Consider the following 15,596-nt stretch of genomic DNA (forward strand, 5'->3'; position numbering starts at 1 on the left):
GTTATCCTATATTAAATATAATACGTAAATTTTGAAACTTTATAAGGAAAAATTATTATGGCAACTATAGCTGAAATAAAAAATGAATTAGGAAAAGTTTTATATCCAGGTTTTCAAAAATCAATCGTTGAGTTTGGTTTTTTAAAGGATGTAGAACAAAATGCAGATAGTTATGTTATACATTTAGATATAACTTCAAGTGCACCTGAAGTTGAAGAGGAATTAAAAAAGAATATCTCAACTGTTTTAGGGTCAATTGGAGTTTCAAATATAGCTTTTAATATTAAAAAACCAGAAGCTCCAAAACAACAAAGTAACAGTACTAGTGGACAAAATATCGCTCCACAAATTAAAAACTTTGTAATGGTAAGTTCAGGTAAAGGTGGAGTTGGTAAATCAACTACAACTGTAAACTTAGCAATAGCAGCAGCAATGCAAGGTAAAAAAGTTGGTATCTTAGATGCTGATATCTATGGTCCAAATATTCCTAGAATGATGGGATTAAGAGGAGCAGAAGTAGAGATTGTTGGAAATAAAGCAAAACCTTTTAGTGCATATGGTGTTGATGTAATGTCAATGGGTTCACTTATGGAAGAGGGACAATCTCTTATTTGGAGAGGTTCTATGATTATGAAAGCTATCCAACAATTATTAAGAGATATTTTGTGGGAAGATTTAGATATTCTTTTCATTGATATGCCTCCAGGAACTGGTGATGCTCAATTAACTTTAGCTCAAAGTGTACCTGTAACATGTGGTGTAAATGTTACTACTCCTCAACATGTAGCATTAGATGATTCAAGAAGATCTCTTGATATGTTCAAAAAACTTCATATTCCAATTGCAGGTATTGTTGAAAATATGAGTGGATTTATTTGTCCAAAATGTGGTGAAGAATCAGATATCTTTGGAATGGGAACATGTGATGATTTAGCAGATCAATATAATACACAAGTATTAGGAATGCTTCCAATTGAACCTGCTATTAGAGAGGGAGGAGATGGTGGTAAACCAGTTGTTTACTGTCAACCTGAATCAGAGTCAGCAAAAAGATATATGCAAGCTGCTGCTAAACTTGTAGCTTTTGTTGATGAGGTTAGCGAAAAAGCTTCAAATGAAGCAATTCAACCAACTACACCAGCAGGTGTTTCAGCTTGTTCTTCTAAATAATAGATGCTAGGTTAGCATAATGATAACAAACTTGTAAAAAGTTTGTTAAAGGAGGTACTAAATAGTACCTCCTTTTTTTATATTAAGATTCTACTCTTGAGTTTTTTTCATCAATTCCAGATAGTCCAAATCTACGAGAGAGTTCTTGTTTAACTTGGTCTGGATTGATATTTTTAGAAGCTAGTGCAACCATACAGTGATATACTAAATCAGCTGCTTCATAAACTATCTCTTCTTTGTTATCATCTTTTACTGCAAAGGTAAATTCTCCAGCTTCTTCAACAATTTTTTTAAGCATAGAGTTTTGCTTACCATTTAAAAGTTTTGCTGTATATGATTTTGATGGGTCATCATTTTTTCTTGATTCAATCACATGGTATAAATTATCAATCACACCATAAGCGCTAGTTGTATCAATCTCCACGTCAGAAGTAGTTTCTTTTGTTTCAAGGTTTGTAAAAAAACATGATTTTCTACCTGTATGACAAGCAACACCGGTTTGTTCAACTTTTAATAAAAGTGTGTCGTTGTCACAGTCTATTAAAATATCTTTCACATCTTGGATATGTCCTGAACTTTCACCTTTTTTCCAGATTCTTTGTTTAGTTCTAGAAAAATAGTGAGCTTGTTTTGTTTTGATTGTTAACTCTAAAGCTTCTTTATCCATATATGCCATCATCAATACTTCATTAGTATTTGAATCTTGTGTTATAACTGGAACCATTCCATCAACTTTTTCCCAGTTTATTATTTCACTATTTGTCATTTTTTACCTTAAAATTTTGATCCAATATTGATATTTACACTATCAATTGTTTTAGTCTCTTTATTTACACCAACCTTCCCATCAACTTCAAGTTTCTCTTTTCTTTTTTTTATCTCTTCTATTTTGGGAACTTCATTTAAAAGATTTTCTTTCTTTTCATAATACTCTTTATTTTTGTCAAGTTGAATTGTTTCGTCAATAATAATTTTATCTTGTGAGTAAAGTGAGTTTAAGAGTATTAAAAAAAGAAATAGATTTTTCATGAGAATCTTATTTTCAATAAGAGTGAATTTCACTCTTATTGATTAATTGCAGTATCTCTTGATTTATTTTTTGTATCAACCCAGATATTTGGAGTTGAACCACCAGGAGTTAAGAAAATTTTTGCATCTTTATTTTCTCTAAGTGCATCGTTAAATTTACCTTGTACTTGAATTTGTTGCATTTGTAATAACTCACCAGTTAATGAATTAGCAATCTCTTTATTAGCTTGAGCTTGTGCTTTTGCTTCAATAGTTACAGCATCTGCTCTACCTTGAGCTTCAATTCTGTTTTTGTCAGCCTCACCCTTTGCAAGTGCAGCTTTTTTCTCAGCTTCTTGTTTTGCTCTTTCAACTTCGTATCTAACTCTTTGTGCTTCTTGGTTAGCTATTTGAACTCTTTCAATTTGATCTTTGATTTTTTCTGGAAGAACAATCTCTCTTAATTGAACAGATTCAACTGAAACAGGTTTACCCTCTAATGCTTCAATTTGAGTTCTAATACCATTTTCAATCATTGTTGCAATTTCATTTCTTCTTGTTGGTAACTCTTCAGCGTTAAATCCACCAACAACATTTCTTACAATATTTCTAACAACTGGGTTAACAATTTTATCTTCCCATGCTGGTCCCCATGTAGCAATTGTTAATGGAGCACCATCAGCAGTTAGTCTATATTGAACAGTTAATTCAATTGAAACTGGTAAACCCCTTGCATCAAGAATATTAATTGCAGGGTTACTTCTAATACTTTGGTCAAAACCATTACTTGTTTCTACAGAAGCATAGTTCATAAGTCTAACTTTTGTATCAACTACTGTAACCTTTTGGTACCCTGGTAGAATAAAGTGAAAACCTGGTCTTAATGGTTGTTCTTCATATTTTCCTAATGTTTGTTTAATACCAACATTACCTGATTCAATTGTCATAAATGGTTTTGTTATGAATAAAATAGCAAATATAATTACAATAACATAAATAAATCCTGCTTTTTTACCAAAACTTTTGAAAAATTCAGGTGGCTCAAAAGGTGGTTGATAATTTCCTCCACCACCGTTTCCACCAGAACCATTACCATTACTTTTGTTTTGCTGTTGTCTATTCTTAAAATAGTCGTTATCAATTGGCATATTTACTACCCTTTTTTATTTTTTTAGTTTACGTAAGTTAAATACTTAACATACTTTTCGTTTTTACCTTGAACTACATCAAAGTAAGCCTTTTGAAGTGCTTCAGTTACTGGTCCTCTTTCACCTGCACCAATAACTCTACAATCAACTTCTCTAATTGGAGTTACTTCTACAGCTGTACCAGTAAAGAATGCTTCATCTGCAATATAAATCTCTTCTCTTGTAATTCTTCTTCTAACAACTTCATAACCCATATCTTTTGCAATATCAATTACTGTTGCTTGTGTAATTGATTCTAATGAGTTATCATTTGGTGGAGTAATAATAACTCCATCTCTTACAATAAAGAAACAAGCACCAGATGCTTCAGCGATATAACCTTGGTCATCTCTTAATAAAGCTTCATCATAACCAGCTTCTACTGCTTCAAATTTTGCCATTTGAGAGTTTAAGTAATTAGCTACTGCTTTTGCTTTTCCCATACCTGATGTATTAGGAGTTCTTGTCATAGATGAGATTTTTACTCTAACACCTTTTTTCATACCCTCTTCACCAAGGTATGCACCCCATTCCCATGCAGAAATTGAAACTTGTGCAGGAGCATCTTTATGATAAAGTCCCATAACTCCGTAACCAAGATATACTAAAGGTCTAATATAAGCACCTTCAAATAACTCATTTTTTTGTAATAATTCAACTTGAGCATCATTTAACTCTTCTGCTGTAAAAGGAACATCAATTAACGTCATTTTAGAAGAATTTAAAAGTCTTTTTGTGTGTTCTTCTAATTTGAAAATTGCACATCTTCCATCATGAGTTTTATAAGCTTTAGTACCTTCAATTGCACCATTACCATAATGTAATGTGTGGCTTAATACATGAACTTTTGCTTCATGCCAATCAACAAATTTCCCATCCATCCAGATGTATTTTGCTTCAGTCATTTTTATAATCCTATATATCGTTTGAAATTTAGCAGATAGTCTATCTAAGGTTTTATTAAAGTTTAGTGAGATAAAAGATTTATATCATTTGTAATAAGAGTTTTTTATATATGACTCATTACAATTGCAAAAAAATTTAAATGCAACTTACTTGCTTTTTTAAAATTTTAGGAGATTAAATGAGCCAACAAGAGTTTTGGAATAGTAAATTTTCAAGGGAAGGTTTTCTATATGGTTTAAAGCCAAATGGTTTTATTGCCTCAAAAATTAAATCATTTCCAAAAGATGCAAAAGTTTTATGTTTAGGTGAGGGGGAAGGAAGAAATGCTATTTTTTTAGCAAAAAGAGGTTTTGATGTAACTGCAATTGATGCTTCTGATATTGGTCTTTCTAAACTTAAACAAAGAGCAGATGAAGAGAACTTAGAAATAAAAACAATATGTATAGATTTAAATCACTGGGAAGTTGATTCAAAGTATGATGTAATAGTTGCTTCATATTTGCATATGTACAAAGAAGATAGAGATGACTTATTTGAAAAAATTGATGACTCTTTAAATGTTGATGGATTATTTATTGGGGAGTTTTTTTCTCAAAAACAAATATCGTATAATAGTGGTGGACCAAAAGATTTAGACCTTTTATATACAGTTGAAGATTTTAAATCACACTATACTTTTAGTGGTGCGGAAGTTAAAGAGCAAATTACAATTTTAGATGAGGGGAAAGGTCACCAAGGTGAAGCTTGTGTGATAAGAGTATTTTTAGAAAAATAGTCTATATTCTCTTTACAAAATTTTAATCTAGTTTTAAATATACTATTAACCTTTTACAACGACAAATTTAATAAAATTTAAGAAGATTTAATGACAGAAAAAATAAAAAAATTAATTGAAGAAAAAGTTTTAATTATTGATGGAGCTATGGGGACACAGCTTCAACTTGCAGATATTAAAAATGAACAATGGCAATATGAAGGTAACGATTTAGAAGGGTGTAACGAACTTTTAAATTTAACTGCTCCACATATTCTTGAAACTATTCATGATAATTATGCTAAAGCAGGGGCAAATTTTTTAACTACAAATACTTTTGGTTCTATGCCTTGGGTTTTAGATGAATATGGTATACCTGAAACTTCTTATGAATTATCAAAACTAGGTGCCCAAATTGCTAATAAAATTAAAGAAAAATATAACACTCCAGAAGACCCAAAATTTGTATTTGGTTCAATAGGTCCAGGAACAAAACTTCCATCTCTTGGACATATAAAATATGATGAGATGTTCGAAGGTTATAAAATCATGGCTAAGGGATTAGCTGATGGTGGAACAGATGTATTTTTATTAGAAACTTGTCAAGACCCGTTACAAATTAAAGCGGCTTTACATGCTTTAAATGAAGTAGCCCCACAAATACCTATTATGGTAAGTGTAACTATTGAGATGTCAGGAACTATGTTAATTGGAACTGATGCTATGACAATTGCAGCTATTTTAGAACCTTTTAATATTTTATCTTTAGGATTTAACTGTGGAACTGGGCCAAAACAAGTTCATAAACACGTTAAAGCCTTAAGTGAGGTTTGTAAATTCCCTATTTCTGTACATGCAAATGCAGGGCTTCCTCAAAATAGAGGTGGTCAAACTTATTATCCAATGGGACCAGATGAATTTACAAAATTGCAAAAAGAGTTCCTTGAAATAAATGGGGTTAGTTTTCTTGGTGGTTGTTGTGGTACAACCCCTGAGCATATTAAAGCTTTACGTGAAGGTGTTAAGGGGATTAAACCTTTAAAACCTTGTGGATTTTTAAAAGCATCATTAGCTTCACTATTTAATGTTGTTCCATTAAAACAAGACCCAGCACCATTATTAATAGGTGAAAGAAGTAATGCCACAGGTTCGAAGGCATTTAGAGAATTGTTAAAAGCAAATGATTATGAAGGAACTTTATCAGTTGGTCAACAGCAAGTAAGAGCTGGGGCTCATGTTATTGATGTAAGTGTTGGTTTTGCTGGACGGGATGAAACAGGAGATATGGATAAGGTTATTGAACTTTATTCTCAAAAAGTTTCATTACCACTTATGCCCGACTCTACTCAACTTCCAGCACTTGAAGCTGCCTTAAAACAAATTGGTGGAAGATGTATAATCAATTCAGTAAATCTCGAAGATGGGGAAGAAAAATTTGATGCAGTTTGTAAATTAGCAAAAAAATTTGGAGCAGCACTTGTTTGTTTAGTTATTGATGAAATAGGAATGGCAAAAACAAAAGAGCGTAAGCTTGAAGTTGCTGAAAGAATCTTTGATTTATGTGTAAATAGACATGGATTTAAACCAGATGATTTAGTTTTTGATATGCTAACTTTTACAATTGGATCTGGTGATGATGAGTATAGAACAGCAGGTGTTGAAACCCTTGAAGCTATTAGAGAATTTCAGATTCGTCACCCAGAAGTTGGAACTACATTAGGGCTTTCAAATATCTCATTTGGATTATCAATAAATGCAAGAATATATTTAAATTCTATCTATTTAGACCATTGTGTAAAAGCTGGATTAACATCTGCTATTGTAAATGTAAAACATATCTTGCCATTAAACAAAATCTCCGATGAAGATAAAAAAGCTTGTGATGATTTAATTTTCAATAACCAAGAAGATGGTGATCCCCTATTTAAGTTTATTGAACACTTCTCTAATGTTGCTGATATGGAAGAGCAAAGTGACGAGGAGTATCAAAAACTTGAACCAATTGATAAAGTTAAAAAACTTCTTCTTGATGGTGATAAAGAAAGAATGCTACCACTTGTAGATGAATTAAGACACACAGTAAACCCTGAAATCATTGTAAATGAGTGGCTAATTGATGGAATGAAAGTGATTGGAGAACTTTTTGGAAGTGGACAAATGCAATTACCATTTGTACTTCAAAGTGCTGAAACTATGAAAGCAACAGTTGATGCACTTAATCCATATTTACCAAAAGAGGATAAAGCTAGTGAAACTGTTTTAGTTTTAGGAACTGTTAAAGGTGATGTTCATGATGTTGGTAAAAATTTAGTTGATATTATCCTTTCAAATAATGGATTTAAAGTTATAAATATTGGTATAAAAGCTGATTTAAATGACTTTATCATTGCTGTTAAAGAGCATAAAGCTCAAGCAATTGGGATGAGTGGACTTTTAGTTAAATCTACTGCTGTAATGAAAGAGAACCTTGAAGCTTTACAAAAAGAGGGGATTGATATTCCTGTACTTTTAGGTGGTGCGGCACTTACAAAAGGTTTTGTAAACGATTATTGTAGACCAATTTATGATGGTCCTATTTTCTATTGTAGAGATGCTTTTGATGGTGTTGTTTCTATGCAAAGAATAGAAGAGGGTGAGTTAGATAATACAGCTTTAGCCGCAGATTTAATTGATGATGAAGATGGTGTTGTTAAAAAAGATAAAGAAGAAGTAATCGTAAAAGAAGAGGATGTAGAACTTCCAGAATCTGGGACTTTTACATTCCCACCACTTTGGGGTAGAGTTGCTTTATATGGAAAAGGTGTTGATAAAGATTTAGTTTTTAAATGGATAAATCATAGAGTTTTATTTAGACAAAGATGGGGATATAAAAGAGGAAAACAATCTAGTGAAGAGTTTTTAAAACATGAACAAGATGTTGTTGAACCACTTTATGAAAGATTAAAAGAAGAGTTTATTCAAAAAGAACTTTTTGACCCAATTGCTATTTATGCATATTATCCATGTATTTCAAAAGAGAATAAGCTTTATATTTTCTCTGAAGAATATGCTTTCCATTCCCTTGAAGAAGCTAAAAATGTGCCACCTTTAGAAAAAGCAATAAAAGTTATGGAGTTTCCAAGACAAAAGAAAAAACCACATAGATGTATAGCTGATTTCTTTGCAAATGATAGATTAGATGTAGTGGCATTTTCTTTTGCTAGTGCAGGTCTTAAACTAAGTCCATATGAAGCAGAACTTTATAAAGATAGTAAATTTACAGAATATTATCAAGTTCATGGATTAGGTGTTGAATTAGCTGAGGCTTTAGCTGAGGTAATTCACAAACAAGTTAGACTTGATTTAGATATTGTGCCAAAAGAGGGAAATACCTTACATGATGTTCAAATGAAACAATATGTAGGTTGTAGATACTCTCCTGGGTATGCTGCTTGTCCAGACTTAGAACAAAGTAGGGATATGTTTGATTTACTAAATCCTGAAGAGTTTGGGATAGAGTTAAGTGAGACTTTCCAGATTCATCCGGAACAAAGTACATGCGCAATAATAGTTCCTCACCACAAAGCGAACTATTACAATATCTAGGGGAAATTGCTATTTTAAGCAATCTTCTTCGTTAAACTTCAAAAATCTAGAAAGTCATTTACTACAGTAAACTCCTTTCTAGATTTTATTGTTTGCCTTGAATCTTACTCAAACTAGCAATTTCTATGATTCTTCTTTTTTACTTTTCTAAAATAATATATTTTTATAAATTTATTATAGATTTTAACTGTTTATCATGATATTTATTAAGTAAAATTAAGGCAACAATTGACCCTAATAGTGCTAATCCCATATCACTTTGGGTATCCCAAACATAACCTTGAGTTCCTAAGAAAGCTTCGGCATCTTCGCCAGAAAAAATTGCAACCCACCATTCAATAAGTTCATAAAAAGCAGAAAAAGCTAAACAAAAGCATACTATAAAAAAATTTCTCCAAACACTATTTGGGATTACATTTTTTCGTATTAATATTTCCCTAGCAATCATTGCTGGAATAAATCCTTGAGCAAAGTGTCCTACTTTGTCATAATTATTTCTATCTTGATTAAAAACCTCTTTTATTAAATCGAAAAAAGGAACTTGAGCATAAGTGTAGTGGCCACCAATCATAAGTATAATGCAATGCACTAAAATAAGAGAATAAACTAGTGTTGTTAATTTAAAGTTTTTGTATGTAATCATTAGGATAATTATTCCAATAATTGCTGGTAAAACTTCTAGAAACCAAGTAAATTGATCTTTTGGATTAATCCCTGACCATAATAAAAAAGAAAAAAATATTAATAAATATAAATACTTCATGGGATATTCTACTCTTTTTAATATTTGAATTAACTCATTATTATCTATTTTTTGATAAAATCTAACTACTTAAAAAAGGAACTTTGTAATGGAAAAAGAAAAAACGCTTACTGATAAGATAATCAATTACATTTATATACTTTCAAAACAACCAATTTTACTAAGAGATTTACTTGAAGCAAATAGACAATTCAATGAAGGTATGCATGTTGACCCTGCGAAGTTAGGATTCAGATTAAAACTTGGACGAGCTTATTTAGTATATATCTTGATTGTACTAGCTATTTTAGTTCCAATTTCAACAATTTTGCATTATCCTTTAGCAAATATTGATCCACATATTTCTATTTTAGGGGCAATGATTATTACTGCCATAATTTTTATGGGGTTTAACTTTTTTAGATCTAAAATGAGAGATATAATTTCATATAGACAAATTAAAAAATCTTGGCAATTAAGATTTCCATATTTCCCTTATCATGAATATAATAAAAAAATTGAAGAGATTTATTTACAAGCATTAAAAAATGAAGTTTCAAAAAAAGATTTAGAAAAATATATCTTAGATAATCTAGTAGAAGATTAAAATAATTAAATTTAACTTTTCAAAATAAGTAAAAAACAAGTACAATAGTACTATCCCTTAAAAAATGGATTTTTATGAAGTTTGAAAAGTTTGAAACCGGAAACCATTTCTCAATAGGTATTGAGTTAGAATTAAGAATATTAGATAAATTTACTTTATCTCCTAAAGATGAATTTGATTATATTTATTCAAATCTAGATGAAAAATTCAAGGCAAATATTGCAAAAGAGTTTTTAGATTCTATGATAGAGATTAATACTCCTATTTTCCATTATGAAGAAGATTTAATTACTTATCTAAAAAACATAATTAGTGAATTATCAAAAGTTGCCTCACAAAAATCATTATCTTTACAAACTAGTGGAACCTATGCACAAAAAAGTGAAGATTTTAATATATGTAAAGATAAAAGATATGAAAAAATCTATGATGAACATAAAGTTTTGTTAGATGATTTTTCTATCTGCGGAACCCATGTTCATATAGGATTTGAAAATTTTGATAAGGCTTTAAAAGCTTATAATTACTCAATTTATTATTTACCACTTTTTTTAGCATTAAGTGCTTCATCTTTGTATTATAATGGTATTGATACGGGTATCCATTCTTATAGAACAAAAATCTTTTCAAGACTTCCAAAGGCTTCCATTCCAGAATACTTTGACAATTATGAGCAGATGAATAACATATATCAATTATTAGAAAAATCAAATGTAATTGATTCTACAAAAGATATTTGGTGGGATGTAAGAATCCAGCCCCATTTTAAAACAGTTGAATTTAGAATCTGTGATGCTGTCAATGATTTTGAGAGATTAGAGATTATTATTCAACTTATTAGAGTGATGTGTCAATTATCTCAAATAGATAGATTTGAAAAAGTTCCAATGCAAATTTTAAAGCAAAATATGTGGAGTGCAACTAGATATTCTATGGATGGAGAAATAGTTAACCATAAGGGCGAAGTTAGTTTAATTAGAGATGAATTAAAACAATTGGTAAAAAAAGCTTTAGCTAATAATTTGATAGATAAAGATTTTTCACAAAGAGCAAATAGATTAATAGAAAAAGAATCTATCTCTAAAAAAATGGAAAATTTATATAAAAGAACAAATAGTTTAAAAGAAGTAGAAAGGTTAGGTGTATTTGAATGAAAGGTGTAGTTGCAGCTGGAGATAAAAATTCCGCTCAAGCAGGAGCTGATATTTTAAAAGAGGGTGGTAATGCTTATGATGCAGCCTTAGCAGTAATGCTAGCTGCTCCAATTTGTGAGCCACTATTTACAAGCTTAGGGGGAGGGGGTTTTTTATTAGGTTTAGAAAAAGATAAAAAGCCTGAACTTTACGATTTTTTTGTTGAAGTTCCTAAAAAGAGATTATCAGAACCAGAGTTTTATCCTATATATGTAGATTTTGGAGCAGCTATTCAAGAGTTTCATATTGGTGCTGGAAGCGTGGCAATCCCAGGTTTAATAAAAGGGATTGAAAAAGTTCATAAAGAAAAATGCACCTTGCCACTTAGTAAAATTATAGAACCAGCAGTAAAGTATGCAAGGGAGGGTATTTTTTTATCTCCTATGCAAGCAAGTTTTGTAAAGTTACTTGAGCCAATTTTTACATCAACAAAATCTAGTATGGATGTATATGGAATTGATGATAAAAATTTGATTGATGAAACACATCTTTTTAAAAATCCTCAATATGCAGACTTTTTAGAAGCTTTTGCAAAAGAGGGTGCTAGACTTTTTTATGAAGGTGAAGTAGCATCAGAAATTGAAAAAATATCAAAAGAGAATGATGGACTTATTTATAAAGAAGATTTAAAAAACTATGAAGTTATAAAAAGAAATCCAATAGATTTTAAATATAAAGATTATGAGATTGTAACAAATCCACCACCTAGTGGAGGGGGTATATTAATTGCTTTTACAATGAAACTTCTCGAACAATATGACTTAAAAGATTTTAGAAGTTTTGAGTATGTAAAAGGTTTAATAGAAAGCTTTAATACAACAAGTGATTTTAGACGTGAACATGTAGATGAGTTTTTACACGATGAAAAATTAAAAGATATCTTGTTTAATGATAGACTAATAAAAAATTATTGTACAACAATGCATAGTAGACTAAATCTTTGGGGAAATACAACCCATTTATCTGTAATTGATGAAAAAGGAAATGCCGTTTCTGTAACTACAACAAATGGTGAAGGAAGTGGTCATGTTATACCTAGTTCAGGAATTATGCTTAATAATATGATGGGTGAAGAGGACTTAAATCCTCATGGATGGTTTGCTTGGGATGAGGGGATTAGATTACCATCTATGATGGCACCAACAGCTGTTTTAAAAGATGGACACCCTGAGTTAATCCTTGGAAGTGCAGGGAGTAATAGAATTCGTTCAGCTATCACTTCAACTATAATTAATAATCTTGAATATGGAATGAATTTAAATGAAAGTATTAATTCCCCTAGGATTCATTTTGAAAAAGGGGTTGTTTGCGTGGAACCTGAATTAGATATGGCTATTAGAAATGAATTAGAAAAACATTATAAACTTCAATATTTTGATTCTTTAAACATCTTTTTTGGAGGTGTACAGGCAGTAAATGGTAGTCTTGAAGGGGGTTGTGATAGTAGAAGAGGAGCATGTGTAATAAAAGTATAACATTAAAATAACTATATGAGACAATAGTGAGACATTCTTTTGTTAGAATAATAATCGAGGGTTATTCAAAGGGGGTGTTTCATGAATGCAAAGATTGATAGTTGTTATATTTCTATATGGAGTAATGCCTATTCAATAGGGGATGAAAAAATTGATGCTGAGCATCAAAGACTTTTTGATATTGCAAATGAGTTAAATGTTTGTACAAATAAAATACATTTAACAACTATCTTAAAAGAACTAATTAAATATACAAAATTTCATTTTGCAAATGAAGAGAGGTTTATGAGAGAATTAAACTTTTCAAGGCTTGCTGAACATAAGGTTTTACACCAAAACTTAGTTGAGGCGTTAAATGAGGTTTTAAAAAAAATTAGTACTCAAGATATGGAAGAAACAATTTTTCAATTAAGTATATTAGTTAATAAAAATATTCTACAACATATTTTAATAGAAGATAAAAAAGTACACCATGAGATTAAGCCAAGGGAACACTTAAGAGAAAGATTTAAATGGAATATAGAGTATCAATTAAAAAATCAATTATTAGATGAAGAACATGAACAATTATTTAATATAGCTTTGAAATCTTTGAATTACCATGGAACTAATATAAAAACACATGTGAAAATTACAGTTAATGAATTGTATGAATATATGAAAACCCATTTTAATCATGAAGAAGAGTATTTAGTTCAAATTGGATATCCACTATTAGAAGAACATAGGGCAATTCATGAAAATATTATTGAACAGATGAATGCTTTTATTAAAAAATTGCCAACTTTATCAATAATCAATTTTGAAAAAAAATTAATTGAATATATGGATATTTGGTTAATTAATCATATCTTATATGAAGATAGAAAAATTATAAGTTTTGTTCAAAGCAATCAATCTTAGGAAAGTTTACTTCTAAATGAACCTCTAAAAATTTTGTCAAGGCAGAAACAAATGCTTTGGCGCATCTTTGTCTATTTTCTTTCGTATCTCTACAGTTTACATAGGGGAATTCTATTTGAATACCACTAATATTTCTTTTATCTAAAGAACCATGTAAATAGGTATTATAAGCTCCTTCATAATAGTTATTATCAGCAGCATATGGAAGTTTAACTGAAGGAACGGAGTCAAAACCTAGATTTGTCATCAAACTTCCCATAGAAAAAGGTCCTTTTAGTTGATTAAAAAAAGATTGTTTTGAAAATTTAGCTAGATTTTTTATACTTGATTGTTCTTGATACTCTTTTAGTTGTGTTTCATGTAGGTTTAAAGTTGAGTTATCAAGCATATATCCAAACTCTAAATAATTGTGTGGATGAGATTGTCCATGAATATCAATATAAATCCCTTTAGCAAATTTTTTTTCAACTTCATTTTTAGAAAATTTAATTAAATTGTGAAATCTATCATATATCTTTGAGGCCTTTTTATCTTCAAAGGCCTCTTCTTTTTTTCTGTTTAAATCAATTTTTTCCCTTGAAATTGAAGCGATTACGGCATAGGGAGTTTTGCCTAAACTTTTTTCAAACTCCTTAATTATTTCTAATGTTAGTTCTTTTGTATAATCGTCTTTTTCAAAAACTCCAGATGTTCTTGTTTTTATCTCCTTTGGGAGTATTTCACCACCATGGGGAGCAGATAGTATTATAGGAAGAGTTCCTTCATAAAACTCTATATACTCATGAGTATTAGAATTGATCATATATAGCTTTTGCTTCTTTATTTCTTTGTTGTTTTAGTTGCATATCAATATATTTTCCATCAATATCTTTTTTAGTTTTTAATGCTAATGTTTGTTTTTTCTTTCCTATTGGATTAATTTCATATATTTCAAAACCTGCTTTATATAAAGATAATCTAACTGGCGTTGCAATAGAGTAGGTAGTTAACACGCAATCATCAGAACAAATTTTATAGATATCTTTAAAATACTCTACACTCCATAGTTCACGGTTAACTTCAGAACTAAAGGCATCTTGATAAACAATATCTATTGAATCAAGAGTTTTAATATATTTTCTAGCATCACCAATAAAAAGTTCTATTTTTATATCTTTATCTTCATATTTGAAATTTTTTGATAATTCTTTTATTATATTTTTAATATTTTCAAATTCAACTGGATAATCAAAATTTTCAAGGGATTTAATTAATTCTAAATCAAGTTCCGGTGAGTAAATATCAAGTTTTACATTTAAAGAGTGTTTTTTTATATAATATATTGTACTTAGAGTGTTATAACCTATACCAAAACATATATCCAGTATTCTAAGATTTTTTTTATTTTTATGAAATTCAAATGCTGGAATAACATGTTTTGTTAGAGACTCTTCGATGGCACCTGTTTTCAAATCATGAAAGTGTTGGTCATACTTTTTAGAATAAAGAGTATTTGAACCATCGAAAGTTTTAATAAAATTGTGCATTTTTTATGGTATTAGCAACCTAAAGATTTTAATTTTTCTTCTGGTAAATAAAGTTCTTTATTTGACATTACACCAATTTTACTATCAATAATATCTTGTGCTATTTGTTTAGCTTCTTCAAGTGAATGCATTTTATAAGTACCACATTGATATTCATTTAATTCTGGAATATCTTTTTGAGATTCAACTTTTAAAACATCTTCCATTGAAAGTTTCCAAGCCTTTGCAACCTCTTCTTCAGAAGGATTACCTAATAAACTCATATAAAAACCTGTTCTACATCCCATTGGAGATACATCAATAATTTCAACTGAATCTGAATTTAAATGTTCTCTAATAAAACCTGCAAAAAGGTGCTCTAAAGTATGAATACCTTTTTCCCCTAACATTTTTTCATTTGGAACACAGAATCTTAAATCAAATACAGTAATAATATCACCTGAAGGAGACTTCATAGTTTTTGCAACTCTTACTGCAGGAGCTGGCATAATAGTATGGTCTACTCTAAAACTGTCTAATAATGGCATGATTTATCCTTAA

Annotated in this window: 15 protein-coding genes; 7 read left to right on the plus strand and 8 right to left on the minus strand. The window is 30.0% G+C overall.

Annotated features, from left to right (window positions below; translation table 11 throughout):
* The first annotated feature begins 57 nt into the window (after window positions 1-57).
* Window positions 58-1,170, plus strand: coding sequence for an Mrp/NBP35 family ATP-binding protein (locus FDK22_RS06225; protein WP_138152046.1), 1,113 nt, complete (start codon window positions 58-60; stop codon window positions 1,168-1,170).
* 82 nt (window positions 1,171-1,252) lie between these two features.
* Here FDK22_RS06225 and hisIE read toward each other — a convergent pair whose 3' ends face one another.
* The 4 genes from hisIE to FDK22_RS06245 are packed head-to-tail and all read right to left on the minus strand — an operon-like array spanning window position 1,253 to window position 4,270.
* Entirely contained in the window at window positions 1,253-1,936 is a 684-nt protein-coding gene (gene hisIE / locus FDK22_RS06230; protein WP_138152047.1) for a bifunctional phosphoribosyl-AMP cyclohydrolase/phosphoribosyl-ATP diphosphatase HisIE, read from the minus strand.
* 8 nt (window positions 1,937-1,944) lie between these two features.
* A complete protein-coding gene (locus FDK22_RS06235) occupies window positions 1,945-2,199 on the minus strand; it encodes a hypothetical protein (protein WP_138152048.1) in 255 nt (84 codons plus the stop codon).
* A gap of 35 nt (window positions 2,200-2,234) precedes the next feature.
* Window positions 2,235-3,326, minus strand: a complete 1,092-nt coding sequence (locus tag FDK22_RS06240) for an SPFH domain-containing protein (protein WP_138152049.1) — start codon at window positions 3,324-3,326, stop codon at window positions 2,235-2,237.
* Window positions 3,327-3,349: 23 nt separating this feature from the next.
* Window positions 3,350-4,270, minus strand: coding sequence for a branched-chain amino acid transaminase (locus tag FDK22_RS06245; protein ID WP_138152050.1), 921 nt, complete (start codon window positions 4,268-4,270; stop codon window positions 3,350-3,352).
* A 179-nt stretch (window positions 4,271-4,449) separates the two neighbouring features.
* On the opposite strand from FDK22_RS06245, the gene FDK22_RS06250 reads away from it, so the two are divergent.
* Window positions 4,450-5,046 (plus strand): SAM-dependent methyltransferase, encoded by a 597-nt coding sequence (locus tag FDK22_RS06250; protein WP_138152051.1) that lies wholly within the window; start codon window positions 4,450-4,452, stop codon window positions 5,044-5,046.
* A gap of 90 nt (window positions 5,047-5,136) precedes the next feature.
* Window positions 5,137-8,610 (plus strand): methionine synthase, encoded by a 3,474-nt coding sequence (gene metH / locus FDK22_RS06255; protein ID WP_138152052.1) that lies wholly within the window; start codon window positions 5,137-5,139, stop codon window positions 8,608-8,610.
* Window positions 8,611-8,773: 163 nt separating this feature from the next.
* On the opposite strand, the gene FDK22_RS06260 is transcribed toward metH, so the two are convergent.
* Entirely contained in the window at window positions 8,774-9,373 is a 600-nt protein-coding gene (locus FDK22_RS06260) for a DUF2238 domain-containing protein (RefSeq protein ID WP_138152053.1), read from the minus strand.
* A gap of 88 nt (window positions 9,374-9,461) precedes the next feature.
* Between FDK22_RS06260 and FDK22_RS06265 the strand changes: the two genes are divergently transcribed.
* From FDK22_RS06265 to FDK22_RS06280, 4 genes are all read left to right on the plus strand, one after another.
* The gene (locus FDK22_RS06265) at window positions 9,462-9,959 is read left to right on the plus strand and encodes a hypothetical protein (RefSeq protein ID WP_138152054.1); all 498 of its coding nucleotides are present in this window, start codon (window positions 9,462-9,464) and stop codon (window positions 9,957-9,959) included.
* A gap of 74 nt (window positions 9,960-10,033) precedes the next feature.
* Window positions 10,034-11,113, plus strand: a complete 1,080-nt coding sequence (locus FDK22_RS06270) for a carboxylate-amine ligase (protein WP_138152055.1) — start codon at window positions 10,034-10,036, stop codon at window positions 11,111-11,113.
* Window positions 11,110-12,627, plus strand: a complete 1,518-nt coding sequence (ggt, locus tag FDK22_RS06275) for a gamma-glutamyltransferase (protein WP_138152056.1) — start codon at window positions 11,110-11,112, stop codon at window positions 12,625-12,627. Before FDK22_RS06270 ends, ggt begins: the two co-directional genes overlap by 4 nt.
* 81 nt (window positions 12,628-12,708) lie before the next feature.
* A complete protein-coding gene (locus FDK22_RS06280; protein WP_138152057.1) occupies window positions 12,709-13,530 on the plus strand; it encodes a bacteriohemerythrin in 822 nt (273 codons plus the stop codon).
* On the opposite strand, the gene FDK22_RS06285 is transcribed toward FDK22_RS06280, so the two are convergent.
* The 3 genes from FDK22_RS06285 to luxS are packed head-to-tail and all read right to left on the minus strand — an operon-like array spanning window position 13,499 to window position 15,583.
* Entirely contained in the window at window positions 13,499-14,332 is an 834-nt protein-coding gene (locus FDK22_RS06285; RefSeq protein ID WP_138152058.1) for a hypothetical protein, read from the minus strand. The two genes, FDK22_RS06280 and FDK22_RS06285, sit on opposite strands and share 32 nt — an antisense overlap.
* Window positions 14,319-15,056: a tRNA (5-methylaminomethyl-2-thiouridine)(34)-methyltransferase MnmD gene (locus tag FDK22_RS06290; protein ID WP_138152059.1), complete on the minus strand. Its 738-nt coding sequence runs from the start codon at window positions 15,054-15,056 to the stop codon at window positions 14,319-14,321. The genes FDK22_RS06285 and FDK22_RS06290 overlap by 14 nt, the downstream gene beginning before the upstream one ends.
* 11 nt (window positions 15,057-15,067) lie before the next feature.
* Window positions 15,068-15,583: an S-ribosylhomocysteine lyase gene (luxS, locus tag FDK22_RS06295; protein WP_138152060.1), complete on the minus strand. Its 516-nt coding sequence runs from the start codon at window positions 15,581-15,583 to the stop codon at window positions 15,068-15,070.
* Window positions 15,584-15,596: the final 13 nt, after the last annotated feature.

Source organism: Arcobacter arenosus (assembly GCF_005771535.1).
Classification (GTDB): domain Bacteria; phylum Campylobacterota; class Campylobacteria; order Campylobacterales; family Arcobacteraceae; genus Halarcobacter; species Halarcobacter arenosus.